Below are 25,887 nucleotides of genomic sequence, written 5' to 3'. Positions count from 1 at the left end.
CTAATACCGGTAATGGTTAGAACAGTGGCGCAAGTATCTAAACAGACAACGCGCCACTTTGTACACGACAGTAATAACCAACTCGGCTTAACCCGTTAAATTAATAACTGTGATTTTGTTTAAAGGTCTCTAAAGCTGACTTTAAACGACCTGCGATATCATCGTTGTAGTTCGCAGTGTCATCAATCTCACGCATCAATTCACTTTGCTCATCATGCATATAACGTAAGTAAGCTTCTTCGAAAGAACCGATTTTTTCAACAGGCACGTCCGCTAAAAACCCTTCATTCGACGCATAGATAACCGCGGCTTGTTCAGAGATTGACATCGGCTGATACTGTTTTTGCTTCATGAGTTCAGTAACACGCTCACCATGATCAAGCTGTTCACGAGTGGCATCATCAAGATCTGAGGCGAACTGAGCAAACGCAGCCAACTCACGATACTGAGCTAAAGCCGTACGGATACCACCAGATAGCTTTTTGATGATCTTAGTCTGAGCTGCACCGCCCACACGAGATACCGAGATACCAGCGTTTACTGCTGGACGGATACCTGAGTTAAATAGGCTTGATTCTAAGAAAATCTGACCATCGGTAATTGAGATCACGTTGGTTGGTACGAATGCAGATACGTCACCCGCTTGCGTTTCAATGATAGGTAGAGCGGTCAAAGAACCTGTTTTACCCTTCACTTCGCCATTGGTGAATTTTTCTACGTAGTCAGCGTTCACACGTGATGCACGCTCAAGTAAGCGTGAGTGTAAATAGAATACGTCACCAGGATAAGCTTCACGACCTGGTGGACGACGTAATAGTAGTGAAATTTGGCGATACGCAACTGCTTGTTTTGATAAATCATCAAATACAATCAGTGCATCTTCACCGCGATCACGGAAGTATTCGCCCATCGTACAACCTGAGTACGGTGCGATGTACTGTAGTGCAGCAGGCTCTGATGCTGAAGCAACCACAACAGTGGTGTATTCTAACGCACCAGTTTGTTCAAGCTTACGTACCACGTTAGCGATAGTAGAGCGTTTTTGACCAATTGCGACGTACACACACTTAATACCAGATGTCTTCTGCGCGATGATCGCATCGATAGCCATCGCAGTCTTACCCGTTTGACGGTCACCAATGATAAGCTCACGCTGGCCACGACCGATTGGGATCATGGTATCAACGGCTTTATAACCAGTCATTACTGGCTGATCTACTGACTGACGGTCGATTACGCCTGGGGCAATTTTTTCGACTTTATCAGTCATCTTGGCATCGATAGGACCTTTGCCATCAATAGGATTACCCAAAGCGTCAACAACACGGCCTAGCAGCTCAGGACCTACTGGTACTTCAAGAATACGACCAGTACAATAGGCTTTTTGACCTTCTTGCAGCTTTAGGTAATCACCAAGTACTACCGCGCCGACAGAATCACGCTCTAAGTTGAGCGCCATTCCGTAGATTTCGCCTTCAAACTCAATCATTTCGCCGTACATGGCATCTTCAAGACCATGAATCTGCACGATACCGTCAGATACTTTGACAATCGTGCCTTCATTCTTTGCAGTTGCACCCGCATCAAGGTCTTGAATACGCTGCTTAATCAGGTTACTGATTTCCGCTGGATTCAATTGTTGCATTGCCTTGTTTCCTTTAATTTATGATAACCCGCCCACTGACTTAAATGCTCTTACTATCACGCAGACATTACATGGCTGCGTTGATGAATGGCATTAGGCAGTTAGCTGTGTTTTTAACTGTTGTAACTTGCCGCGCATCGAATCATCAATGACTTTGTCACCGACTTTGATCGTAGCGCCTGCCAATAGACTTGGATCGACCGATTCGTGAATCACCACACTCGCATTTAGCGATGCGGCAAGACGCGTTTGCAGCGTTTCACGCTGAGCGTCGGTCAATGGATAAGCAGAGGTCACATATGCGTCAAGCTGCTTTAAGCTTACTGCCTTGTGACGGCGATAATGCTCATAAACTTCAGGAAGCAGCGCCAGACGCTCTTGTTCTGATAACTGTTTAACGAAGTTACTAAGTGCTACTGATACTTTTGGATAGCTGGCGTCACTGTCAGGGCGGACCCCTCGAGCCTCATCTAATAACTGCTTAAAAGCAGAGTCATTAGCGCTAGCTACTTGCGCATCATAAAGATCGACCAAAGCAGCTGACTTATGCTCAGCAGAAACAGCTGGATTGTCTAGCCAAGTACTGAACGACTTGTCATTGACAACGGTACTGGCAATAAATAAGAAGTTTTCCCACTCATTTACTACCCCATTTTCGTTGGCATAGTCAAACGCGGCTTTAGCGTACGGTCGTGCTAAGGTTGATAAGTCAGCCATTATATCCTCACAATTACAGCTTCGCCGCCAGTTGATCTAACATACTGGCATGTTTTTGCACATCGACTTTGTCTTGCAAAATCTTCTCTGCACCAAGGACAGCCAGTTCAGCAACTTGAGCACGTAATGACTCACGAGCTTGATTGATTTCTTGGTCGATAGAAGCTTGAGCTTGTTGACGAATGCGCTCGCTTTCCGCTTGGGCTTGCAATTTTGCATCTTCGACAAGCTGGTTGGCACTCTTGTTCGCTTGCTCGATTAGGGCAGCAGCTTTGGTCTTTGCAAGATCAAGCTCCTGCTGGACATCTTGCTCCGCGGTTGCCAGATCTGCTTTTGCTTTTTCTGCGGCATTCAAGCCTTCAGCAATTTTACGCTGACGCTCATTGATGGCACCGATAAGTGGTGGCCACACGAATTTCATGCAAAAAATCACAAATATTGCAAAAGCAATGGCTTGACCGACGAGGGTAAAATTGATATTCACGTGATCACCTCTTTGTTAATGAAAAATCAGTTTCATTGATCATGTTTGGCAGTCGAATTCTGACTATATTTGATAGAAAATCTCCGAATACCAAACATTTACAACTGAGCTTTCGGATTAACCTGCTAGAGGGTTAGCGAACAACAATAGCATAGCAATACCAACACCGATCATCGGAATAGCATCAAGAAGACCTGCTACGATGAACATACGAGTTTGCAATTGTGAGCCAAGTTCTGGCTGACGTGCAACACCTTCTAAGAACTTGCCACCTAGAATAGCAAAACCAATACCTGTGCCAAGTGCGCCAAGACCGATAAGTAGTGCTACTGCGATAACTGTGTAACCACCTAATACTGGATCCATTGATGTATCCTCATTTACCTATTGAATGTCTAATTAATGTTCAGTTGATGATGCAAGCGACATATAAACTATCGTCAGCATCATGAATACGAACGCTTGAAGTGTAATAACTAAGATGTGGAAGATAGCCCACGGTACCGATAACGCCCATTGAATCCAAAACGGCATTAGAGCAATCAGTATGAAAATCAATTCCCCAGCATACATGTTACCGAACAAACGCAAACCAAGTGATACAGGTTTGGCTATCAAAGTAACTGCTTCTAGGATGAAGTTGATGGGGATCAAAATCGCTTGTACGATTGGGTTTTTGGCACTAAATGGATGCAATGTTAACTCACCGATAAAGCCGCCCAACCCTTTTTCTTTAATGCTATAAAAGATAATCAGTGCAAAGACAGAGAACGACATGCCAAGCGTGATGTTAGGATCAGTCGTTGGAACAATCTTAAAGAAAACATGATGTGGATCATGGCCCATAGCGGCGCCAACTTGCCCAGCGATACCTGGAATGAAATCGACAGGTATCAAATCCATCAAGTTCATCAAGAAGATCCAAACAAAAATGGTCAACGCCAAAGGCGCAATCAATTTTGATGTACCACTGTATGAATCACGAACGTTGTTATCAACAAACTCAACGATCATCTCAACCGCAGCCTGAGTTTTGCTTGGCACGCCTGAGGTGACTTTTTTGGCAACCATCCAAAAGATGGCACAAAATAAGATACCCAGTCCGATTGACCATAGCATAGAATCAAGATGGATAGCTTTAAAGCCCATTAGCCCTGCTTCTTCAGCAGTATAGGCAACTTTCCAACCTTCGCCAGGTAGATAGCCATACGTCCAATTCGTTAAGTGGTGAGAGATATATTCTGATGATGTTTGCTCGGATGCCATAATGTAAGCTTCTTATTAATCAACGATTTAATCAACTACCAAAAATATGGTTGTCATCTGATGAGGTTTAGCCGCGTCTATTTATCTTGCTAACAAGCAGGAAAATAAATCATACTAAAGCACTCATGTAACCAACAACATCCAACCCATAGTTCTATTACTAATGCTACATCTAACAGCTTAAGATAAATTTTAGCTATCAAAAAAGGGCTTATGATAACTCAGTAATAGCCCTTGCATATGTACGCAAAATTATTATATGTGTGTTGCCTACTGGTCGTGTTTTTACGACCGGCGCTTGGTGTAGCGCTTATAAGCAAAATATTTAGCTGCCTATATTAATGCAGCGTTGTATTCGTGTAAAGTCAATTATGTTTCTTTTATCCACTGTATGAATAAGTTAGCCAATCGTAATAATGAATAACGTGGCTTTGCGTCTACAATTAAATTATGAGAATTTCATCATAATAAACAGTGTTGGTAGCCAAACCCGCCCTACCCTAGCAGCGTATGCTTGCGTGCCACACTTATTTAAGACACTCATACTGCGGTCTTTGCCATTACTGGCACTGTCCCAAGACAGTTTTTTACGCTTTGACTTTATCGAACTAGTCATAGAGAAGCTGGACGGCAGGGTGGCTTGCCAGTACTATTAATAAATGATCTATATAGCGATAATTTATTAGCGCTAGCGTATATGCCACAACATCCAACTGTGACTAATTTGCATTACCATAAAACCGATAAACAGCGCAAGCGCAGATAGGGGTTGTACGGTAATAAAAATTAGTGCAAAACCAAACACAGTCAACAGCCATTTGGCCATCTGACCCCGATAAAGCTGGCTAACAATATGTTGGCGTGCGCGATATCCGGTATACCAAAAGATAAAAAAAGCAAATACTGCTTGAGTAGTAAAACTGAGTAGCGCACCGATCGCGGCACTCTTTGCTACAACAAGCTCACTACGTAGCCAAACCTTATCTATGATCCAAACAAGGATAATAAGGATGAACAGTATCCACGCTTGGCGCTTAATATAGACACCAATTTTATCTTTTTGCGTGCGTTTGGCAGGCTTGGTCATCGGTATTCCTACAGCCTTACAACTTTGGGATAATCTAGCATGCTTACGACACTTTTATCCGTGAATGGCTCATTTCTATAGGTATTACCTGTTAACCAAAATAAAACGCTCTTTATTATAGGGAGCATGAGACGGTTAAGCAAGCAAAATATGCCTTTTATCAGTCATCTAGCTAAACTATGTATGATTAGCCTGCCTATTGGGCAATCACACAAGGTTTAAAGTCTAACGGTGTCACGGTGGCCCAGGGGCTTTGAGCCCATGACTTTTAAACAGCTTATCTACAATATACATTGAGAGATTTGCTGCGCCATCGTCTGCCAACCACTAACAAAATCTTTGCTAGTGCTCATATCTTCAGCTTGTATGGTGGTTTTTACAGGTTGGAGTTTAGCCAGTAGCCCTTTTGCAGGTGGGCTTTGGCTGACCAAACACATCTGTTTGGTGGGACGATGTTCATTCAGCCAGCGTAACTGGCTGGCTTTGGGAGACAAGTGGTGATCTGTACTTACACTGCCTGCCAGCTGTATTTGTGCTGCATTTTCAATATATTGGTACGCATCATGATAGGCCCAGTAAGGGCGTTTTTTCTGGGTGGTCTTCTGTACCTTTGCTACTGCTTGGTCCATACGTTGAGCAAACTTTTTGGCATTGGCCTGATAAGTCGCTTTGTATTCTGGATTGGCGTGGCTATGAATGACCGCCAATGCCCGAGTGATGGCTTTGGCGTTTTCAGGATCCAGCCAAATATGCGGATCGAGGGTACCTTTAATTGGCGCGCCTGTCACATCACGCAGCGGGTGGCGATTAAAAGCATTGAAGTCAAATAGAGCAATGGCGTTGGGCGCACTCTCTAAGCTGCCAGTCAAGCTGCTTTCTAGTGACGGACCAAACCAGACCACAAATTTGCTGTCTTTAATGGCTTTCATATCACTGGGACTGATACTACCATGATGGCCCACATTACCAGCTTGTAAAATTTGATTGGCAGAAGGCGTGCCCTCAGTCACCGCTTGACTGAGTAAAAACATCGGATGGTTGCTCACACTGACCGTTGCGGCCTGTACCTGTAGAGAGCCAAAAGCGCTAAGCGTTAGCACTACACCTGTCATCAAGTATTTTGAACGCTTAAGCCTGGTTCTTACATGATCAAAAAACGTCGGTTGGCTGGGTTTTTCAGGGTATGAATGCGGCGGGACAGCGAAACTATTGAGAGTATGGTGAGCAGTCATGTGATGATATTCCTATTAAACAGGTATGACAGTACAAGTCAGTGTGATGCACTGGCGCAAAGACGATTGAGCATGGATTGATAGAATAACAGTGAGATTATTTTTATTGTTAATATGTTATACTATAACATTAATGCCGCCCTGTGTTATTTTATCGCTTATTTTTTTGCCCTTCGCTTATACTGTCTGGCGTTATTATGTCAATCCTAGGAGCTTGCGCCATGTCTATCACTTCATCTACCTGTGAGCATCTGCATAATGTTCAGCACTTTTCAACGCAAGAGGTGACGGATCGAGTCGCAGCGGCAAAGGAGCAGTGTCGGGCGCGCGGCGTCCGTTTTACCCCACTACGCCAACAAATATATGCGCTTGTACTGCAAGCGACTAAGCCTGTGGGTGCGTATGATTTGATCACTCAGTTGCAACAAGCCCGCTTGTCCGCTAAAGATGAGGACATAAAAGCGTCAAAAAATGATGCAAAAAACGTCGCACCGCCAACGGTGTATCGCAGTTTGGAGTTTTTGCTGGCAGAAGGTTTGATTCATCAGCTGACATCTATCAACGCGTACGTGCCCTGCTGTCATCCACGAGCACAGCATACGGCAGCTTTTTTAATCTGTGAGCAGTGTCAGCAGGTACAAGAATGTAGCAGTGTGCCCGTGCAAGAGATGATGAGCTTTGCAGAGCAAGATGTTGGTTTTGTGGTGGCGCGTAGTGTCATTGAACTGAGCGGTTTGTGTCAGACATGTCAGTCAGACCAAACGGTATGACGATTGATGCTCCCTATTTCTTATTATTCCTTTAAGCCGCTGTGACCTTATGAATGCTTCTAAATCACCCTCAAACCAACCATCAGTCGCCAGTACCGATGGTAAAACGCCACTGTTAAGTTTACATAATATAAGCTATCACATTGGACAGCAGCGCTTACTCTCACATATTGATATCGATATTGCTGTGAATGAGACTGTCAGTCTTATTGGGCCCAATGGCGCTGGTAAATCGACATTGGTCAAACTTATTTTAGGTCTGATTGAACCAACTAAAGGTAGTATCAAAGCGCATGAGCCGTTACAACTTGGCTATGTACCGCAGCGCTTTGCCATACCACCGATATTGCCGTTACGCGTAAGCGATTTATTGGGTCAAGCAAATAAGAAACGTTTAACAGCCAAACAGCGGCAGTTTATATTTGATAATCTGTCCTTGACCCACTTGCTGTCGCGGCAAATGCTACATCTATCCGGTGGTGAGACCCAGCGGGTATTGATGGCCCGCGCGTTATTAGACAAACCCAATTTGTTAATTTTAGATGAGCCAATGCAAGGTCTTGATCCTGATACTGAAGTTTGGTTGTATCAATTCATTGATGAGCTGCCAGACTTTTTGCGCTGTGCCATGCTGGTGGTGTCGCATGACTTACATTGGGTAATGCGCGGCAGTCGCCGCGTGATCTGCCTTAATAAGCATATTTGTTGTGAAGGGCGGCCAAGTGAGCTTGCGATTAGCACGGAGTTCCAGAAGCTATTTGGTCACCATTATGAGCAGCCATATGTGCATCAGCCTCATGCCTGCGAGCATCACGCCCCAAGCGAGCTTTAAGGGTAATAATGTACCTCAAACCTCTAACGCTAAATGTATTAAATACAAATATCGCTTTTAGCCTTTATCAGCAACTTTACGGATATTTATTATGACTGCTTGGTTAGCCATCATTGCCCCCGCTTGGATCGCTGGCAGCATTTTAGCGCTATTGTCTGCTCCCTTAGGATGTTTGGTTCTGTGGCGGCGCATGGCATTTTTTGCCGATGCATTAGCACATGGCACCTTACTGGGTGTTGCATTGGCTGTACTGTGGCAATTGCCGATGGGTATTGGTATTGCGTTAGTCAGCGCGGTGGTCGTGTTGGGACTGGTATTCATTGATGATGAGCGCCTGCCAGCTGATGCAGTATTGGCAGTCGTTGCCGTCTCATTGTTGTGTTTAGGGTTATTAACCTTAACCCAGCTGACCGACCAACAAGCCAATGTCTTGGGATTTTTATTTGGTAACTTGCTGGAGCTTGACTGGGCCGACTTGCCCTTAATCGCTAGTAGCGTACTGGTTGGCTTGTGTCTACTCATTTATATATGGCCTGCGCAAATCAAACTTGCCACTCATGAAGCGTTGGCACGCATACAGGGTGTTAACCCCACACGCCAGCGCCTGTTTTTTATGGGACTGTTGGCAGGATTTTGTGCGATTGCCCTGCAAGCTGTTGGGAGTTTATTAATCAGTGGTTTATTGGTGTTGCCAGCGCTAACGGCTCGGTTATGGTCAAAATCGCCAAAACAAATGGTCATTGTGTCGTTACTTATCGCCCAACTTGGCGTGACCTTGGGGGTGTGGGGCAGTATCTGGCTGGATATCCAGACTGGGCTGTCTATCGTGTTGATATTAGCGATTTTATTTTTTATGGCGCTGATTTTTTCAAAAATTATCGCAGCAAAGTTTTGGTCCACTCGCCATTGATCGTGTCATGGCCCATGCTGTTTAACTGTTTTCCTTAACTGTCTTATCCAACTTTATTTCATTAATATTACTAGAGCTTTCATTTGCTTAATGAGGTAAACTTGCCCTAATACGGTTGGTGCTGATTAGCTATTATCATCATGGTGTGAGTTCATCTTCACACTCATAGCAGTAATAAGCGATGAAAAAACTGCTAATAGCCCGTTTATGCCTATTCATTCTAGCAACATCAATTGTTTTGTTTCGATGAGGGACTGACCCAATGCTAAGCTATCCTGTCAATAAAATCAGCACGCCAGATGATCAAATAAATGTTTTACAGCTCAGTGATTTACATTTATCCACGCCTGTCGCGGCCAGTACTGATAGTCACAGCCATTGTGACGAGGTGGCCAGTTGTCAGCGTAGCTTTGAGAAAGTACTACAGCAAGCACTGAGTGAAGATATGCGCTGCGATTTGATCATCGTGACTGGTGATTTAGTCAATCAGGTAGAGTCCACTATTTATGATTATATCTTTCAAGTCTTGCAGGCGACCCACATTCCTTTTGTTTGTATTGCTGGCAATCACGACGTGACTGATGAGAACGGGAAAGATCTGCCTTTCTTTCAACGTGAGCTGGTTGCCCGACCTGCGGATTCACGTCTGCTTAGCCGGCATGTCATTGAGGCGGAGCACTGGCAGCTACTATTACTGGACTCCTCTGTCACTGGCGAAGTGGCGGGCGAAGTCACCTCCACTGATATTGACTGGTTATGTAGTAGGCTTAGTACCTGTCATAAACCTGCGCTAATTGCCTTACACCATCACCTCATTCCCGTAAATTCGAATTGGATTGACACCCATATGGCAAAAAACACCGAAAGTTTTTGGCAGCATATGGCCCCGTTTGAGCATCTACAAGTGATTATCAGTGGACATACTCACCAAGAGCAGGTCCGCCAGCGTCAAGGTGTCACCGTTTATAGCACACCGTCTACCTGCTATCAGTTTATGCCCTATGAGGATGATTTTGCCCATGATAAAGGCGGACGACCTGGTTATCGCTGGTTGCAATTAGCCAACAATGGAAAGGTTGCAAGCTGGGTTGAAAGACTGGATACTTGATGGCCAGATTTAATGGCATAAATAATAGTGCCAGCCCTTATAGCTTGTGCTTTTAAGGGCTATTACTTAAGCGGATATACAAGGGCTGTTAATAGAAAATCTGACTTCAACGTAAAAAATAACTTCATTATTATTAGAAACAATGATACAACTTGTAAAATGCAACGAGGACTGTCTAATATTTGATATAGGCCGAATGATAATAGCTAGGATGGCTACGTCGACCCCAAACTAAATCTTCATAGTCAGTGATTGGTCGTAGTCTTTAGACAATGCCATTTCATTAAAAATATCTATAACAATATACCTGACTATTGCATGTCGATGTGAGCATACCAAAATAACGTACTATTAGATCAGCTGTGTTACTTGTATCACCACGTGGTAAAACGTTTGATAAAGGAATAAATGATAGCGTTTGTACATTAATAACGTCTTATCTTTTGATACGTCGTTTTATTGAATTAATTTGAAAAAGTAGGATACCCATATGAGCACCCTGACCCCAAATCCAAGTGAAGTTAAGTTTACGCCTTATGTGCCAGCCCCAGACGAAGAGTACATGTCTGATGCACAGCTAGAGCATTTCAAGGCTATTTTATTAGACTGGAAAAGCCAGTTGATTGGCGAAGCGGATCGCACTAAGAACTACATCCAAGATGAGTCAAGCGCTATGCCGGACATCAACGATCGTGCCACTCAAGAAGAAGAATTTGCGTTGGCTTTGCGTACACGTGACCGTGAACGTAAACTTATTCGCAAAATCGATAAATCTATGGTGGAAATCGAAAACGATGACTATGGTTTTTGTGAAACCTGCGGTGTAGAGATTGGTCTGCGCCGTTTAGAAGCGCGTCCCACAGCCACTCAATGTATTGACTGTAAAACGTTGTCTGAGATTAAAGAGCGTCAAAACCAAGGGGCGTAAACGAGCTGTCATTGACGTAAGTACCAGAATATAAATACCAGCACGAGCGGCCACACGATTGGTCGCTCGTCGCGTTTTGGTTGAGGCGTTTTTTGGCTAATGACCCATCCCATGTCACAAACTCACAGTACAGCAAGTAAAGATGACCCAACCAATCATACCTTTTGAGACTGCGAAGATTCACAAAATAAGCTTATTTCATCAATATCTTTTTACACGTATCTTTATTATTCTATCCATCAATTTTACTGATAATCCGCTACTTTAAAAACTAGCCAGATCCTTATGCCCAATCAAGCCCTCGCACCACAGCCTATTGGCCGCTTTGCCCCCTCACCCACTGGGGAGTTGCACCTTGGTTCACTAACCACTGCCCTTGCCAGTTTTTGCCATATAAAGTCACTGAATGGACAGTGGCTGCTGCGTATCGAAGATACCGATACAGAACGCTGTGATCGACAGTTTACTGAGCAGATTCTGATCGACTTAGAGACACTGGGCTTACACTGGGACGGTGATATCATTTATCAATCTGAGCGTATTGATATCTACAATGATTACTTGTCGTCAGCCCTACGCCCACTGACTTATGGTTGCCAGTGCTCACGCAAAGATTTGGAGCAGTATTGGGCGCAAGAAGAACAAAACAAGCTTGTCAATGATACCAGCCAAGGCGCACCTAATAGGAAGCGTTATCCGCGCTGCTGTATCAAAGCTGACCTTAGTAGACAAGAGCATAAACTACGCATACAGCTGCCAGACTATAGGATTGGCTTTAACGACGGTATCCAAGGAATACAATGGGATAACCCTCAGCAAACGTTAGGTGACATGGTAGCGCGCCGCCAAGATGGTATGATCAACTATATTTTGGCGGCCAGCCTCGATGATGGTCTGCAGCAAGTCACCCACGTCATGCGCGGTTTGGATATCCTACCCATGACCACAGCGCAAATCAGTATCATGCGGGCGGCTCATCTGCCAACTATCGATCATTGGTATCATTTGCCACTAATATGTCATCCTGATGGACAAAAGCTTTCTAAACAGAATCTCGCTCAGCCGATTGACACGCGGGATCCAAGCCAGCTCATCGCTACTGCTTTACAACTCTTACAACAACCCGCCGTCGATCAAGATACCCCCACCAATATGCTCAAGCAAGCGATTGCTCAATGGGACAACACACCACTACAAGGTAAGCAACAACTGAACGCGCCTCATTGAATCTCATCAAAAAGCAAAAAGCGCCACCAGTAGCGACGCTTTTTGTTTAAATGAGGGCAGACGTTATCAATAAATCTGTTAAGAACCTAAAATCTATTAATAATATCGGCACTGGCTTTTTTCGATCTCAGGACTTTCTTTGTAGATTTTTAGCAATAGCGCTACCATGACTAGACTGATCAACATTGAAGAACCGCCGTAGCTAAAGAACGGCATGGTCAAACCTTTCGTTGGAATCGCGCCCATATTCATCGCGGCGTTAATAATCGTCTGCGCGATAAACACCACACCAATACCAAAGGCGGTGTAGCTCATACGCATCTGCCGACGCTTTAGCGCATTGTAACTGATACGCATCGCACTACCGATAATCAGCGCTTCGAGCACCAACACCATCGTCACGCCAACAAAACCCAGCTCTTCACCCGTAATCGCCAATAAAAAGTCGGTATGAGCTTCTGGTAGATGCGACAGTTTTTGCACGCTCTCACCGTAGCCCACACCCGTAAACTGTCCGCGACCAAAGGCGATCAAGCTGCGGGCTAGTTGATAATCCGTATCTTGCACATCGTCAAACGGATCCATAAATGACATCACACGCACCAATCGGTACTGCGCCGTCGTCACCATTAAGACAGCCCCACCAATAGCGGCTGCACCTAAGGCTAAGAAATGCTTGTAAGGGGCACCAGCGATGTAAAAAATCGCAAAAATGGTACCCAAAATAACGACAAAAGAGCCAAAATCTGGTTGCGATAACAGTAGGATGGTTATTAGCGCCACCACCAGCATAATTCGTAAGAAACCATCTAAGCCATTACGCACCTCAAAAGAGCGGCGCACCACAAAATCAGACACGAAGACAATCATGACTAATTTGGCCAGTTCTGCTACCTGAAAATTAAACAGTCCTAAGTTCAACCAACGCTTAGAACCATTAATAGGCGTACTAAACAGCGTTGCTACGAGCAATATGCCGGTAATACCCAATAAAATAAACTGGGTTTCGGTCTTATATAACGTTCGCAACGACACACCATAATAAGGGATGGCGGCGATAATAAGACCAATCATCATGTACAGCAGCTGGTTATTGAAAAAGTATAGCTCTGTCATACCGCGGCTGAGGGCAAAAGGAATAGACGCAGAAGCCACCATCAATAAACTGAGTACCAGCATACAGCCGACACTCGATAGTAAAATTGCGCGAGCTGACGGCATAGACAGTATACCGTCTGAACCAGAGGCTTGCTTGGGCTGCGACGAGGAACGAAAAAAAGAAGAGAGCGCCATAATTTTATATACACTAACGAACGAAAAACACGGCGTCTATTAAACGCCACCGTTTAAAAAATATAAAGTAAGTATTATCAAATGCTCAGCTACCCATATACATATGACGACTGAACAGACAATCAAGTAAAGAGCATAGCAGCCGGCTTGTTTGACCAGTTATTATGGACAGTAGCAGTAATTTATAAGCAAAACAATCATTTATAAATAAAATGCCCGCCTATATTCCTCTCACCCAAGGACTACTGACCTGCCTGCCACACCAACGCATTTAATCGATCATTAGACTGCTTGACTGGGCAGACTTAATTGATCAACCAGCTGACTGAAATGGTCACCGCGATCAGCATAGCCACTGTATTGGTCAAAGCTGGCACAAGCGGGTGACAGGAGCACAGCCTGCACTTGTGATAGGCTGCTTGCTGTCACTTGTTGAATAGTCGCAAAAGCGTTTTCTAACGTCTGACACTGATGTAAGGCGACGTCATCGCTTATGTTGGCTGCCCGTAAATGCTGCTCAATCTGCTGGGCGTCCTCACCGATAAACAGCACTTGGCTCACATATTGGTTGATAAAAGGGGTCAGCTCGCCAAATTGCTGGCCTTTACCCTGTCCACCCAAAATCAACAACAGCTTCCCATCTTTTGGTGCATAGACCGCGCCCAGCCCTTCGATGGCAGCCATGGTCGAGCCGATGTTGGTGCCTTTTGAGTCATTAAAGTAATCAATGTCAGCAGCAGTTGCCACATACTGGCAGCGGTGCGCAAGACCTGTGAACTGCTGTAAAGTATCTAGCATACTATCAAGTGGTAAGCCTGCAAGCTCACCAAGCGCTAGTGCTGCTTGCGCATTGAGCAGATTATGACGACCTTTAATCAACAGTTTGTCTGCCGATAGTAGCCTTTCTGTACCGTGAGCAAGATAAATCTGGCCTTCAGGATCGGTGATAAGACCATACTGACCTTTATCTGGCGCATGAATACCCGTACTGATTCTGGGTAAATTGTCGGCAACCAACGGCCTTGTCAGTGCATCTTCACGATTAATGACCACCGACTTGGCCCCTTGAAAGATACGGTGTTTGGCTTGGTGATAACCGAGCATGTCACCATGGCGATCTAAATGATCGGGCGACATATTCAGAACCGTTGCAACCTGTGCGCTCAAGTTAGTCACTGTTTCTAACTGAAAGCTAGACAGCTCAAGCACGGCCAATTCCATATCGGTATTATCAAATAAAGTGAGTGCTGGTACGCCAATATTGCCGCCAACGCCGACATTGACACCAGCATCCGCCGCCATTTGTCCCACTAACGTGGTAACGGTGCTTTTGGCATTAGACCCCGTAATCGCCACTATCGGTACTGTACAGGCGTCACAAAACAGCTGAATATCGCTGACGACGGGAATATTCGCTTGACGGGCGGCAGCTACAGCTTCGGTATCAAGGGAGATGCCAGGGCTGATAATAATACGTGCCGCTTGCTGCAACAGCGCGGCGTCGATTGCGCCAAATTGGCGAATATCAATCTCGGCTGGCAATTGATCAGCTAATCTGGGAGTCGCCTGAGCATCAGTGACTGCTACCTGATAGCCTTGATGAGCCAAATAGCGCGCTACTGATAGCCCAGATTGTCCCAAACCGACCACGACTTGTAGACCACTGCCTTTATGAAGTAAGCCGTCAGTTGCAGTATTGGTGGTCATATCTATTCCTTCTATTGGTCGAGCAAAATGGCGTCAAACAAACCTACTATTAAGAAGCTGAGTGATACCGTTAAGATAAAAAGTATCATAACGGTATCACTCAAATTTCGGTACTGGTTTTTTATGACTTTGTGCTATTATGCGCCTGTTTTTATATGAGGCGGCTAGTGTTATAATAGCTGCCCTAATCTGTATATGAGTGAGTATCACCCCAAGCGTTTCAGTTTAGCATGTTGCCACATTTAACGCGCTATTGTCACATCTCTTTAGCGACGATAGATGTTGTGATCGTGCTGTGTCAGACTGCCGCTTTTATTTCACAGATTACTTATCACCCTCTACCGCAGCAAATTATTGCTGACGCTATCCGTTGTTGTCGGTGCTATTTTCGAATACCTTACTTTAAGCAACCTGTTGTAAACACTATTTTTTTAGATAATCTCCTAGATTTATTATGGGTGAACGTATTAGTGATACCAGTAAATAAATCAGTAGATATATTTATGACTGACCGTTAATAATTCAATGCCCCAACATGACGCCGTGCGTGTTGCCGCAAACCAAGATGAATAGCTATTTTTATAGCGACGCGATCATTTTATTACTGCGCAATGATTACTTTTTTTGCCTCTAACCCTATACAGTTTACTTATGACATCTTTTATTGATACCTTGCGTGACGAGTGGTTTTCCAATGTTCGCGGTGATGTTTTATCAGGTTTGGTCGTCGCATTGGCCCTGATTCCAGAAGCCATTGCTTTTTCTATCATCGCAGGCGTTGACCCAAAGGTCGGCTTGTATGCCTCATTTTGTATCGCCGTGGTGATTAGTTTTGTCGGTGGCCGTCCAGCGATGATTTCGGCTGCGACTGGGGCGATGGCGCTGGTGATGGTGGATTTGGTCGCCGAGCATGGCTTACAGTATCTGCTAGCCGCTACTTTATTATGCGGTGCAATCCAGATCGTCATGGGAATTCTAAAGCTCGGTAACTTGATGCGCTTTGTTTCCCGCTCAGTGGTCATTGGCTTCGTCAATGCGCTGGCAATATTGATATTTGCAGCCCAGCTACCCGAGCTGAACCCAATGACCGAACGCGTTGGTATGACCGTTTATATCATGACGGCAGCGGGTTTGGCTATTATCTACTTGTTCCCGCTTATTCCTAAAATCGGTCGCGTGATTCCGTCACCGCTTATCTGTATTGTTGGATTGACGGCGGTCGCGATGTATATGAATCTTGATATTCGTAACGTTGGCAGTATGGGGGATTTGCCCGATTCTTTACCCATGTTTTTGTTGCCTGACATTCCATTGAATGTAACTACATTGCTGATCATCGCGCCTTATTCTATCGCGCTTGCCATCGTTGGCTTGTTAGAATCTATGATGACAGCCACGATCGTTGATGAATTGACCGATACGCCAAGTGATAAAAACCGCGAGTGTCGTGGTCAGGGTATGGCGAACGTGGTATCAGGATTTTTTGGCGGTATGGCGGGTTGTGCAATGATTGGTCAATCAATGATCAACGTCAAGTCTGGCGGACGTACGCGTCTGTCTACTTTGATAGCAGGGGTGGTACTCCTCATTATGGTGGTGTTTTTAAGTGAGTGGGTCAGCCAAATTCCAATGGCCGCGTTGGTCGCTGTGATGATTATGGTATCGATCGGCACCTTTAATTGGCAATCTATTCGCGAGTTTAAAACGCACCCCGTGTCATTTAACATTGTTATGCTAGCCACTGTTTTGACCACGGTCTTTACACACAACTTAGCCTATGGCGTCGGTGTCGGCGTGTTGCTCTCTGCGCTGGCATTTGCCAATAAGATTGGTCAGTTTTTAACCGTGTTTAGCGAGTATGATGACAGCAGTAACACACGCTATTACTACGTTCAGGGACAGGTTTTCTTTGCGTCTACCACGCAGTTCTTAAGTAGCTTTGATACCAAAGAAGCCTTAGACAGCATTCAAATTGATGTCAGCCAAGCGCATTTTTGGGACGTCAGCGCCGTTGACACTTTGGACAAGCTGGTCATGCGCTTGCAACGTGAAGGCATTGATGTCAAAGTGGTGGGACTCAACAATGCAAGCCGAACATTGATTGATCGCTTCTCTATCCACGATCGCCGCGATATTGGCTTATTGGATTAAGCCAGTCTGCGTCCGCTTTATCATGCTGACATTCGTCAGTGTTTTATAAAACTAAAGTTTAATAGAGGATCACGTTGATTAAAAAGGCTGGGTTGGTTCATTACGTCCTAGTCCTCTACTGATTGGCTGATTTTTATTATTATTAACGTTGTGGTCGTCTTATGAGTAACTTGAAACCAGATAGTGTGATTGCGTGCTTAGACTGCCCTGATCATGTGCAAGCTGTGTTAGAGGCGAGCATGTGGGCCTCTACGCGCCTGCAATCCCCTGTTGGCCTGTTGCACTCTGTGCCAAGCTTGCAGCAAAAAGCAGCAGTGAACTATTCAGGCTGTCTTAATATCGATGATGAGCACACGCTGCTCGAGCAGTTCACGACCAAAGAGCATTTAAGTAACTGCGAGCTAAAAGCCCAAGGTAAGTTGTTGCTACATCAAGCCACTTCCTACTGTGAACAGCAACATCACAAACTTAAGACTTATACGTTGCATCGGCACGAGAAACTTAACGAAAGTATTGATTATGTCGATGACAAAGCACAATTGATCGTCATAGGCCACAATGTCACCTGCAAGTCTCCCTTAAGCCAACTCATCAGAGTGAGCCACTGCCCCATTTTGGTGACGCATGCACCATTTTTGCCCCCTACCACTGCCTTATTTGCTTTTGATAACAGCCCAACCTGCCATAAGCTACTCAACTGGCTGTGCAAAACGTCACTCGTGCGAGCGTTGACCGTGCACGTGGTCATGGTGGGTAAAGAGAACTCTGAAAACTGCGATGCGCTGCGTGAAGCCTATGCGCGGCTCAAGCAAGCGGGCATTAAGTCTAAAAAAGCACTACTAGACAGCCGTGACGTCACAGCTGCCTTAACTTACTATCAAAACGAGAATAATATAGGCTTATTGATGACGGGCGCCTTTGGTCACTCTCGTCTGCGCGAACTTGTAAAAGGCAGTGACACTAAAAAACTGCTAGGCAGCACCAAAATCCCCTACCTCCTGTTCCCTAAAGCTTAGCGTTAAGCTACTTATACCTTCACGCCTTTTTATTTGCTTATTTGCACGCAGAGCATGAACGTCAATATCGTGCTCTGCGGCTTGTCTTTGTTTCACCCTTTCCCTCTCAGCAGTACGTTTACCTCTATCCATCCTATCAACTCCTCAAACCAAGTTAGCAAATCGTCACATGAAATAGATGGATCGCCTCCCCAAGTACCTAAAAAGTTGGTTATAATAAAGTTTTCGTTGATTCAACGCCAACGGTTGATTGACATTGTCTGTGCTTATTATGGCAACTGATGTCATGACCACATAGACGGTATCACTTGCCACTGCTGTGGTTATTTTTGAGCAAATAAATCCAATCCTACCTCTCCCCCTTGAGTAAATTGGCACAGTTCTTGAATGACTTATGGTAAGCATGGCAGCGATACGATGCATACAGTGCCTCTATCAACCTGCGGCATCACACAAATAAGGAATTTTTTATGAAGCTAATCACTGCGATCTTAAAACCGTTTAAGCTCGATGATGTACGTGAAGCGCTTTCTGACATCGGTGTTAAAGGTGTCACAGTTACTGAAGTCAAAGGTTTCGGTCGCCAAAAAGGTCACACAGAACTCTATCGCGGCGCAGAGTACGTGGTGGACTTCTTGCCTAAAGTAAAAGTCGAAGTGGCGGTCATCGACGAGATGGTTGAACCTGCTATTGAAGCCATTACTCGTATCGCTAGCACAGGCAAAATTGGTGACGGTAAAATTTTCGTTACTGCGCTTGAGCAAGTCATTCGTATACGTACCGGCGAGACAGGCCCTGACGCGATCTAAAGCCTAAGGCCAACCTATAGACACAGACTTATAGCACACACCGATAGCTGTATTGCATCAATTCAAGGGGGAATTAATATGCAAAATCAAATCTTTGAGCTCCAGTACGCACTTGACACCTTTTACTTTTTGATATGTGGGGCGCTAGTCATGTGGATGGCAGCGGGCTTTACCATGTTAGAAGCCGGTCTTGTTCGTTCAAAAAATACGGTTGAGATTCTAACCAAAAACATCGCGCTCTTTGCGACCGCTTCTATCATGTACATGATATGCGGCTACGCCATTATGTATGGTGGTGAGCTATTTTTGAGTGGCATTGCAGGCAATGCGACATTAGTAGAAGATGCGCTAACCGCATCAGCTGAAAATGGTTTTGGCGGTGATTCTGTTTACTCTGCTGCGTCTGATTTTTTCTTCCAAGTGGTGTTTGTCGCGACCTGTATGTCTATCGTATCAGGGGCTGTGGCTGAACGCATGAAGCTGTGGTCGTTTTTATTATTCGCCGTGGTGATGACTGGCGTGATTTATCCATTAGAAGGCAGCTGGACGTGGGGTGGCAAAGACGTCTTTGGTCTATTTAACCTCGGCGACATGGGTTTTTCTGATTTTGCAGGTTCGGGTATCGTCCATATGGCAGGGGCAGCCGCGGCCTTGGCAGGCGTCTTACTATTAGGTGCACGTAAAGGTAAGTATGGGCCTAATGGTGAGATACGCGCAATTCAAGGTGCTAACCTACCATTAGCAGCGCTTGGTACTCTTATATTGTGGATGGGCTGGTTTGGCTTTAACGGTGGTTCTGTGCTAAAGCTTGGCGACATTGCTAGCGCCAACTCAGTTGCGATGGTCTTTTTGAATACCAATGCAGCAGCTGCTGGTGGTGCCGTTGGTGCTTTATTAGTAGCACGCCTCATCTTTGGTAAAGCTGATTTGACGATGCTCTTAAATGGTGCACTTGCAGGGTTGGTCGCAATCACTGCAGAGCCTTCCACCCCATCTGCGTTGCAAGCGACCCTTTTTGGTCTCATCGCTGGTGTGATTGTTGTGCTCTCTATTCTAGCACTAGATAAAATAAAGATAGACGACCCTGTGGGGGCGATCTCCGTTCATGGTGTGGTTGGCCTATTTGGTCTACTTATCGTACCGATTACCAATCCAGCAGCGACGCTCTTGGGTCAGATTGCTGGGGCCGCTACTATTTTTGTTTGGGTATTCGTTGCCAGCTTAATCGTTTGGGCCATCATCAAGGCTGTCATCGGTCTACGTATCTCTGAAGAAGATGAGTATGAAGGGGCAGATATAGCTGAATGTGGTATGGAAGCTTATCCAGAGTTTGTAAGATAAAGGTGTTGAAGGTCGATTAACCGACACGCACTAAAAATCCCGCAATACCTTTCGGTAATGCGGGATTTTTTGATCAGATTTATACTAGACTTTAAAAATGAAAAATTAGCTTATTTCTTTTTCCACTCTTGACTGCGTGAGAATGGACCAATGTAACCTCTTAGCTTTAAGGTATTTCCGCTTAAATTTGCTGTCATACGATAGTCTTTGCCCTTCTCAGGATCAGTGATCGTACCACCACTGTACTTCCCACCACCATCAGCTTTTAGACCTCTAATAATAGTTGTGCCAATGTGCTTTTTACCTTTGGCTGAGTTAGTAGCAATAAGAGTACCTGTTAGTACACCGTTTGACTCAGTAATCTTTACGGTACCTTTTGGCTTGCCTTCATCATATGTCTGCCAAGTGGTATTGGCTAATGGGTCAGCGGCGAATGCCATGCTGGCTAAACTGATACCTGCAACTGCTAACGTGGTTTTTGTAAATAACTTCATAGATTGACTCCCTTCGTACAATGATTATGCGAAACGTTATGTTTCTGGTGTTCTATGCTTATCCTTTGCTAGAATCTTTACTACAAGTATCGCGGCTTTACCCTGTTTAACAGCTCATTAACCGCCCTTACTTATACGTTTTTTCAAAGACTTGCGCGACATAAGCGATGTCTTGACTCATTATAAGCAATTTTTATGGTTTGCCTAGTAATTTTTTTATGCTTTATTCTTGCCATAAAAACAAAACCATATCAAAGAGTTACAGGAAAGGGTTGTCGATATTTCTACCCGACTGGTCATCATTTTCTTTTGACTTTTCCGCACTATTACTATAAATGTCAGGGGTCTCAAAAGCCTGCACAATTTTAGCGGTCAGCTCATGTAACTGCTGGGCTTGCTGATAGCCAGCGGCGTCTAAAGTCAGTTCGATATCACCATATATGATGATTTTATCTACTTGATTTTCGATTACGAGCTCACCAATCTGCATGCTTTGGTGGTTATTAGCAAATGGCTCAATCATCTGATTATCCTTTTTATTAACAGCAACTTGTTCGCTTTCCTAAATTGGGCGATTTTACTCACATAAAAGGCTTTATGCCTGTAATTGTGCCAATAGCCACTCAAAAATCGCCCAAACAAACAGCAGCCAATCAGGCGCTTCTGTTGACGTCTCGGGAATATCTGAGGCCTCACCTGCTTTTAACGGCAGATCAAATGCATGCGCTTTGGTTTTACTGTCCAAGACGGGTAAGACATCGATGCCAATCTTGGTCGCTAATTCATCCACACTGAGGATCTCTATGCGTTCTGATTCATCATTGGGCGCATAATAAACCCCTGCTTGATTGATCGCTGGAATATAGACTGCTTTGAAAAAATGACTGGGCACGAGCACCCGGTCAGCAAGCTGCTTGGTTTTTTTGTCCGTAAAGGCCACGCCTGTTACCGTGTAAACCTCACCATATTGCTGCGTCAAGTAACGGGTCGCCGATTCAATATTGCGCCAAATATAACGATTATTACGTGGTGATTGCGGGGCTATATTGGCCAGACTAAAGCTATCGTATTGCTGGCTGCGTGTTGCCATATCAGCGTTGGGCGCTAAATGCCCGCGATCATAACCAGATCCTGAATAGTCAGACAACGAGGCGCGCACTGATTTTGGCAGACGACTTTCTTCATGAAAGCTGTCTTCACGGTCTATTTGCTTGGCTTGTTGTAGACGTGTACGATCCAGATACTCAGCCGACCACAGCGGTGTACGGGACACGCCTGAATACATCACCGCAAAACCATCCATGCATAGCGACTGTGTTTTATTACTTAACTTGGTATTGATGAATTCAGGATAAATACCACCATAAAAAGATTGGCTACACTGGGTAAAGTCATCAGCATGCGCTGAGTTTATGCTTACTACAACCGTCATTACAGCCATTATTGTGCTTTTTTTCAAATTGTGTTTGAGCCTGCCAAGACTTATCATGCAACTTTCAACCATCTATGCTTGTTATTACGTATACGCTATCCTAGCAGGCGCCTACAAATAAAGAAAGATAAGGCTTAGGTCGTGACATTTTAAATGGTATCCGCTATACTTAGGCGTTCAAAAAACGGTGAAGTGGGTGAGTGGCTGAAACCGCACGCCTGGAAAGTGTGTATACGTTCATAGCGTATCGAGGGTTCGAATCCCTCCTTCACCGCCAATCTTATAAATTCCTAGTTTTCCCACCTTGCCCCAATTCCACCCATATACCAATTAAACCCTTTATAAATAACGCGTCTAGCGTTTTTTTTATGCCTGCTATTTTCCCAATTCAACCCAACATAACCCACCTATCCCGTGGCTTGTGTTGGTCTATTCGTTGGTCTATTATTCATATACACCTAAATTAGACCAACATTCTATCTAGAATTATATGCCTTAGACCAACATAATCGTCTTAACGCTTTAAACATATAGCTCGTAGGTATAGGAAATAGACCAACATGTTAAGTGATAGTAAGATTCGTAAGCTCAAACCCACTGATAAATGCACCCCTTCTCGTCCTGACAAATATAGTGACCAACAAGGTTTACAATTACTGGTGCGTAGCTCAGGCACGCGAACGTGGGTAAGTGCTTATCGCTTCGATGGTAAGCAGCAGAAAACTACTTTAGGTACATACCCACAGATGGGTTTAGCAGAAGCGAGAGTAGCTAACTCTGATATCAAGGCTTTGGTAGCCAATGGAATCAATCCAAAAAATAAAAAGCGTCAAGACAGGCTTGTGAACGAGCAAGCTAAGATGTTCAATGATTATGCGCTTGAATGGCTAGAGGAGCGTGAGCGCAACGTGAAACCTCGCACCTATCAGCAAGACTATAATCGCATGCACAAAGACGTGCTACCAAGCTTTAAAGGCATAGCCTTGAAAGATATGACATTTGAAGATTGTAAATCAATGGCAGATAACATTGAAAGTAGGGCTAAAAAAGGAACACCGCCACGAGAAGTCACCAGACGTACTATTGATCTCGTTGGCAATATTCTTAGAAGAGCTAAGAGAGAACGCCTCATTAAGGTAAATCATACAGAAGGGTTAAAAGAGCTATATCCAAAAGCAAAAACTAAGCACATGAAACACGTTGAGCTTAGTGAGCTACCTAAACTATTACAAGATATTGAAAGCTATCATGGTCATGACCAAACTCGATTAGGCATGAAATTTTTAGCCTACTCATTCTGTCGTACTATCGAGCTACGTATGATGAAGTGGGAGCATATCGACTTCCCTAACCGTCTATGGCGTGTCGATATTGATAACCTTAAGATTGCACGTAAGCATGTTGTTCCTTTGTCAGACCAAATGCTAGCAGTGTTAGAAGAGATGAGACCCATCACAGGTCAATACGAATACGTTTTCTATCACACTGGTATGCACCAGCCTTATAGTGAAGAATTCATTAATAATGCGTTAGACATCCTTGGCTACGCTGGCAAGCAAACTGGGCACGGATTCCGTCACATCGCATCCACTAACTTAAACGAGCTTGGCTATATGGGCGACGCCATCGAAAAGCAAATGGCACATGATAAAAAAAGCAGCATTCGCGCAGTTTATAACCACGCGCAACACTTAGAAGAACGCCGTAAGATCATGCAAGTCTGGGCAGACTTTTTAGACCTGCTCAGAGACACAGGCGAGGTCGTTGACTTTCAGACAGCACGGCAGCAAATTGAGCACTCATTAGAAAGCAAACGTCCTGATTCATTGCGAAACGCTGATAAGCAAGCCTTGATCAAAGCATTGCTAAACCAAGGGCTCACAGTAGATGATTTGCAAGACTATATTCACTAACTAGAGGGAGTTACTACTTTAGTTGTGAATCAAGATAGCCTCTGTTGTCTACTTAAATGTTTTATTGTATTCCTCTATAATCAGCTCATTTATTAACTTACTTGTAGTTGTAGAGCCTTTTGACACTAGGCTTTCCAACTTACTTTCATTCTTTTTATATACTTTAATATTATTATGCTTACCTGATTCAGATTTATTAGCACGTTTATCCGCTGCCTTCCAAGATTTTTCTACGAGAGACAATACAAGCTGTCTTGCTGAACTGTCTTTATGTTTTCCTTCTCTTATACCTGAACTACCAGTAGAGTTTGATAAACTATCAAAACTTGCCAGAATCAAATAATACATTTCCTCTGTACTATTAGGGAAAAAGCTCTTATTAAGAATGAGACTCCCCTGCTTAATCAACCTTTCGTAAAGATATTGAATTTGTTCATCATTAGTAAGGTCTATCCATTTAATCTCTTTAGTAGGCGTTATATTGTTTAAGTATAAATCTTTTAAACCAAGCATTACGTCAATGGCCCCATTACCACTTTGGTAGCTCATTGGGTTTTCAGTAAAGCTATGCTCCATCGAAGGAATATTGTATTGAATTTCAGATATATAACCATATGCATTAAAACGTATATAGTCATTGATATATGTTAGAAACTCTTCACTACCTTTTTTTACTATCCTATTTTCTTCAAGTGTTCTCTGCATTAAACCTGCAAGATAAAGCGAAGATCTTAGGTCATTTTTGAACCACGCTATATATGCGTTAGGCAAAACATTTTTTATTTTAGTATCAATTAATAAGTGAAATCTATGAATCGGATCTGTATAGCTTTTTATCTGGAAAGCAAGTAAGTTTTTAAGGTCATCATCATCATACTGCAAAATCTTATCGAAGTTACCGCTTAACCTCAATTCAAAAAGCAGTAAAGACCTGGCGTCTTCAACACTTAATTCAGCTATTCCTTTATAAAGATTATCTAAACTGTCTATATGTTTTTTTGTGCCTTTCAAATATGCATCAATACACATTCTCAACCACTTACTTTCAGCATATTCTAGTACAGATTTTGGAATTAACGATTGATTGATCGGTTCTACTTGACTAATCACCTCTAATTGGTTGATTGGCTCTTTTTTGCCTGCTAACTCTGTAGACACTACAGCCTCCTTGATAAATTATGGCATTACTAGATGTAAAAAACGTAAGCTGGAATTAGACAATCCTACCAAAACTCATAGAGAAATCATATATACATTGTGGAAAAATCGTGGAAAAAAAATCTTAACCTTAAAAAATATCAAGGGATACGGACAAATAAACATTAAGAATGGAAAGTATTAAGAAAAGAAGACACACCACATAAAATTACGTTGTACTATAAATATATAATATTAGATTATATAGTAATACTTACAGCTTCTAAGTCCAGATATCAATATAGAAAAGCCCTCTTACATGAACCGTCCAGCTAACTCCATCCAAATATAATTTCCAACGTAGCGGAGTTTTTCAAGGTAGTTGTCA

25 protein-coding genes and 1 tRNA gene are annotated in these 25,887 nt (G+C 43.9%); 12 read left to right on the top strand and 14 right to left on the bottom strand.

Features of this window, described 5'->3' with window-relative positions:
* Nucleotides 1-100: 100 nt before the first annotated feature.
* The 8 genes from atpA to B2P60_RS03015 form a co-directional block, all read right to left on the bottom strand.
* The gene (gene atpA / locus B2P60_RS03050; protein ID WP_193005566.1) at nt 101-1,645 is read right to left on the bottom strand and encodes a F0F1 ATP synthase subunit alpha; all 1,545 of its coding nucleotides are present in this window, start codon (nt 1,643-1,645) and stop codon (nt 101-103) included.
* 93 nt (nt 1,646-1,738) lie between these two features.
* A complete protein-coding gene (locus B2P60_RS03045; protein WP_193005567.1) occupies nt 1,739-2,362 on the bottom strand; it encodes a F0F1 ATP synthase subunit delta in 624 nt (207 codons plus the stop codon).
* A gap of 13 nt (nt 2,363-2,375) precedes the next feature.
* A complete protein-coding gene (locus B2P60_RS03040; RefSeq protein WP_193005568.1) occupies nt 2,376-2,846 on the bottom strand; it encodes a F0F1 ATP synthase subunit B in 471 nt (156 codons plus the stop codon).
* Between the two features lie 117 nt (nt 2,847-2,963).
* Nucleotides 2,964-3,212: a F0F1 ATP synthase subunit C gene (atpE, locus tag B2P60_RS03035; protein WP_010197960.1), complete on the bottom strand. Its 249-nt coding sequence runs from the start codon at nt 3,210-3,212 to the stop codon at nt 2,964-2,966.
* A 33-nt stretch (nt 3,213-3,245) separates the two neighbouring features.
* Nucleotides 3,246-4,112 carry a F0F1 ATP synthase subunit A gene (gene atpB, locus B2P60_RS03030; protein WP_198334426.1) on the bottom strand — a complete coding sequence of 289 codons (867 nt, stop codon included), beginning with the start codon at nt 4,110-4,112 and terminating at the stop codon, nt 3,246-3,248.
* Nucleotides 4,113-4,560: 448 nt separating this feature from the next.
* Nucleotides 4,561-4,728, bottom strand: a complete 168-nt coding sequence (locus B2P60_RS03025; RefSeq protein WP_286739384.1) for a hypothetical protein — start codon at nt 4,726-4,728, stop codon at nt 4,561-4,563.
* 72 nt (nt 4,729-4,800) lie between these two features.
* Nucleotides 4,801-5,199 carry an ATP synthase subunit I gene (locus B2P60_RS03020; RefSeq protein WP_286739382.1) on the bottom strand — a complete coding sequence of 133 codons (399 nt, stop codon included), beginning with the start codon at nt 5,197-5,199 and terminating at the stop codon, nt 4,801-4,803.
* A 281-nt stretch (nt 5,200-5,480) separates the two neighbouring features.
* Nucleotides 5,481-6,431 (bottom strand): metal ABC transporter solute-binding protein, Zn/Mn family, encoded by a 951-nt coding sequence (locus B2P60_RS03015; RefSeq protein ID WP_286739380.1) that lies wholly within the window; start codon nt 6,429-6,431, stop codon nt 5,481-5,483.
* A gap of 221 nt (nt 6,432-6,652) precedes the next feature.
* Here B2P60_RS03015 and B2P60_RS03010 point away from each other — a divergent pair, with 221 nt between their 5' ends.
* The 6 genes from B2P60_RS03010 (at nt 6,653) to gluQRS (ending at nt 12,206) form a co-directional block, all read left to right on the top strand.
* Entirely contained in the window at nt 6,653-7,201 is a 549-nt protein-coding gene (locus B2P60_RS03010) for a transcriptional repressor (RefSeq protein WP_286739378.1), read from the top strand.
* 49 nt (nt 7,202-7,250) lie between these two features.
* A complete protein-coding gene (locus B2P60_RS03005) occupies nt 7,251-8,033 on the top strand; it encodes a metal ABC transporter ATP-binding protein (RefSeq protein WP_286739376.1) in 783 nt (260 codons plus the stop codon).
* A 91-nt stretch (nt 8,034-8,124) separates the two neighbouring features.
* Complete coding sequence (locus B2P60_RS03000; RefSeq protein ID WP_286739373.1) at nt 8,125-8,943, top strand: metal ABC transporter permease; 819 nt, start codon at nt 8,125-8,127, stop codon at nt 8,941-8,943.
* Nucleotides 8,944-9,205: 262 nt separating this feature from the next.
* Nucleotides 9,206-10,051, top strand: coding sequence for a metallophosphoesterase (locus B2P60_RS02995; protein ID WP_286739371.1), 846 nt, complete (start codon nt 9,206-9,208; stop codon nt 10,049-10,051).
* A 490-nt stretch (nt 10,052-10,541) separates the two neighbouring features.
* On the top strand, nt 10,542-10,979 hold the full coding sequence (gene dksA / locus B2P60_RS02990) for an RNA polymerase-binding protein DksA (protein ID WP_193005575.1): 438 nt from the start codon (nt 10,542-10,544) through the stop codon (nt 10,977-10,979).
* Nucleotides 10,980-11,264: 285 nt separating this feature from the next.
* Nucleotides 11,265-12,206 carry a tRNA glutamyl-Q(34) synthetase GluQRS gene (gene gluQRS / locus B2P60_RS02985; protein ID WP_286739370.1) on the top strand — a complete coding sequence of 314 codons (942 nt, stop codon included), beginning with the start codon at nt 11,265-11,267 and terminating at the stop codon, nt 12,204-12,206.
* Between the two features lie 96 nt (nt 12,207-12,302).
* On the opposite strand, the gene B2P60_RS02980 is transcribed toward gluQRS, so the two are convergent.
* Together B2P60_RS02980 and murD are read right to left on the bottom strand one after the other, a co-directional pair.
* Nucleotides 12,303-13,499, bottom strand: a complete 1,197-nt coding sequence (locus tag B2P60_RS02980) for an FtsW/RodA/SpoVE family cell cycle protein (protein WP_230710665.1) — start codon at nt 13,497-13,499, stop codon at nt 12,303-12,305.
* Between the two features lie 282 nt (nt 13,500-13,781).
* Nucleotides 13,782-15,206 carry a UDP-N-acetylmuramoyl-L-alanine--D-glutamate ligase gene (gene murD / locus B2P60_RS02975; RefSeq protein WP_286739368.1) on the bottom strand — a complete coding sequence of 475 codons (1,425 nt, stop codon included), beginning with the start codon at nt 15,204-15,206 and terminating at the stop codon, nt 13,782-13,784.
* A 651-nt stretch (nt 15,207-15,857) separates the two neighbouring features.
* Between murD and B2P60_RS02970 the strand changes: the two genes are divergently transcribed.
* The 4 genes from B2P60_RS02970 to B2P60_RS02955 all read left to right on the top strand — a co-directional run bounded on the left by B2P60_RS02970 (nt 15,858) and on the right by B2P60_RS02955 (nt 20,523).
* Nucleotides 15,858-17,357: a SulP family inorganic anion transporter gene (locus tag B2P60_RS02970; protein WP_230710661.1), complete on the top strand. Its 1,500-nt coding sequence runs from the start codon at nt 15,858-15,860 to the stop codon at nt 17,355-17,357.
* A 161-nt stretch (nt 17,358-17,518) separates the two neighbouring features.
* Nucleotides 17,519-18,373, top strand: a complete 855-nt coding sequence (locus B2P60_RS02965) for a universal stress protein (RefSeq protein ID WP_286739364.1) — start codon at nt 17,519-17,521, stop codon at nt 18,371-18,373.
* A 470-nt stretch (nt 18,374-18,843) separates the two neighbouring features.
* A complete protein-coding gene (locus B2P60_RS02960; RefSeq protein ID WP_010197981.1) occupies nt 18,844-19,182 on the top strand; it encodes a P-II family nitrogen regulator in 339 nt (112 codons plus the stop codon).
* Between the two features lie 78 nt (nt 19,183-19,260).
* A complete protein-coding gene (locus B2P60_RS02955) occupies nt 19,261-20,523 on the top strand; it encodes an ammonium transporter (protein ID WP_193005581.1) in 1,263 nt (420 codons plus the stop codon).
* A gap of 110 nt (nt 20,524-20,633) precedes the next feature.
* On the opposite strand, the gene B2P60_RS02950 is transcribed toward B2P60_RS02955, so the two are convergent.
* The 3 genes from B2P60_RS02950 to B2P60_RS02940 form a co-directional block, all read right to left on the bottom strand.
* The gene (locus B2P60_RS02950) at nt 20,634-21,017 is read right to left on the bottom strand and encodes a DUF2147 domain-containing protein (RefSeq protein ID WP_198334417.1); all 384 of its coding nucleotides are present in this window, start codon (nt 21,015-21,017) and stop codon (nt 20,634-20,636) included.
* A gap of 259 nt (nt 21,018-21,276) precedes the next feature.
* Nucleotides 21,277-21,540, bottom strand: a complete 264-nt coding sequence (locus B2P60_RS02945; protein WP_286739361.1) for a hypothetical protein — start codon at nt 21,538-21,540, stop codon at nt 21,277-21,279.
* Between the two features lie 72 nt (nt 21,541-21,612).
* The gene (locus B2P60_RS02940) at nt 21,613-22,458 is read right to left on the bottom strand and encodes a DNA/RNA non-specific endonuclease (protein WP_286739359.1); all 846 of its coding nucleotides are present in this window, start codon (nt 22,456-22,458) and stop codon (nt 21,613-21,615) included.
* A 177-nt stretch (nt 22,459-22,635) separates the two neighbouring features.
* Between B2P60_RS02940 and B2P60_RS02935 the strand changes: the two genes are divergently transcribed.
* Nucleotides 22,636-22,726: transfer RNA gene (locus B2P60_RS02935), tRNA-Ser, on the top strand.
* Between the two features lie 283 nt (nt 22,727-23,009).
* A complete protein-coding gene (locus B2P60_RS02930) occupies nt 23,010-24,362 on the top strand; it encodes a tyrosine-type recombinase/integrase (protein ID WP_286739357.1) in 1,353 nt (450 codons plus the stop codon).
* A 48-nt stretch (nt 24,363-24,410) separates the two neighbouring features.
* On the opposite strand, the gene B2P60_RS02925 is transcribed toward B2P60_RS02930, so the two are convergent.
* A complete protein-coding gene (locus tag B2P60_RS02925; RefSeq protein WP_286739355.1) occupies nt 24,411-25,520 on the bottom strand; it encodes a hypothetical protein in 1,110 nt (369 codons plus the stop codon).
* Nucleotides 25,521-25,887 lie beyond the last annotated feature (367 nt).

The organism is Psychrobacter sp. UBA3068 (genome assembly GCF_002366815.1).
GTDB classification, from domain to species: domain Bacteria; phylum Pseudomonadota; class Gammaproteobacteria; order Pseudomonadales; family Moraxellaceae; genus Psychrobacter; species Psychrobacter namhaensis.
This window is presented reverse-complemented; position numbering and strand designations above follow the sequence as displayed.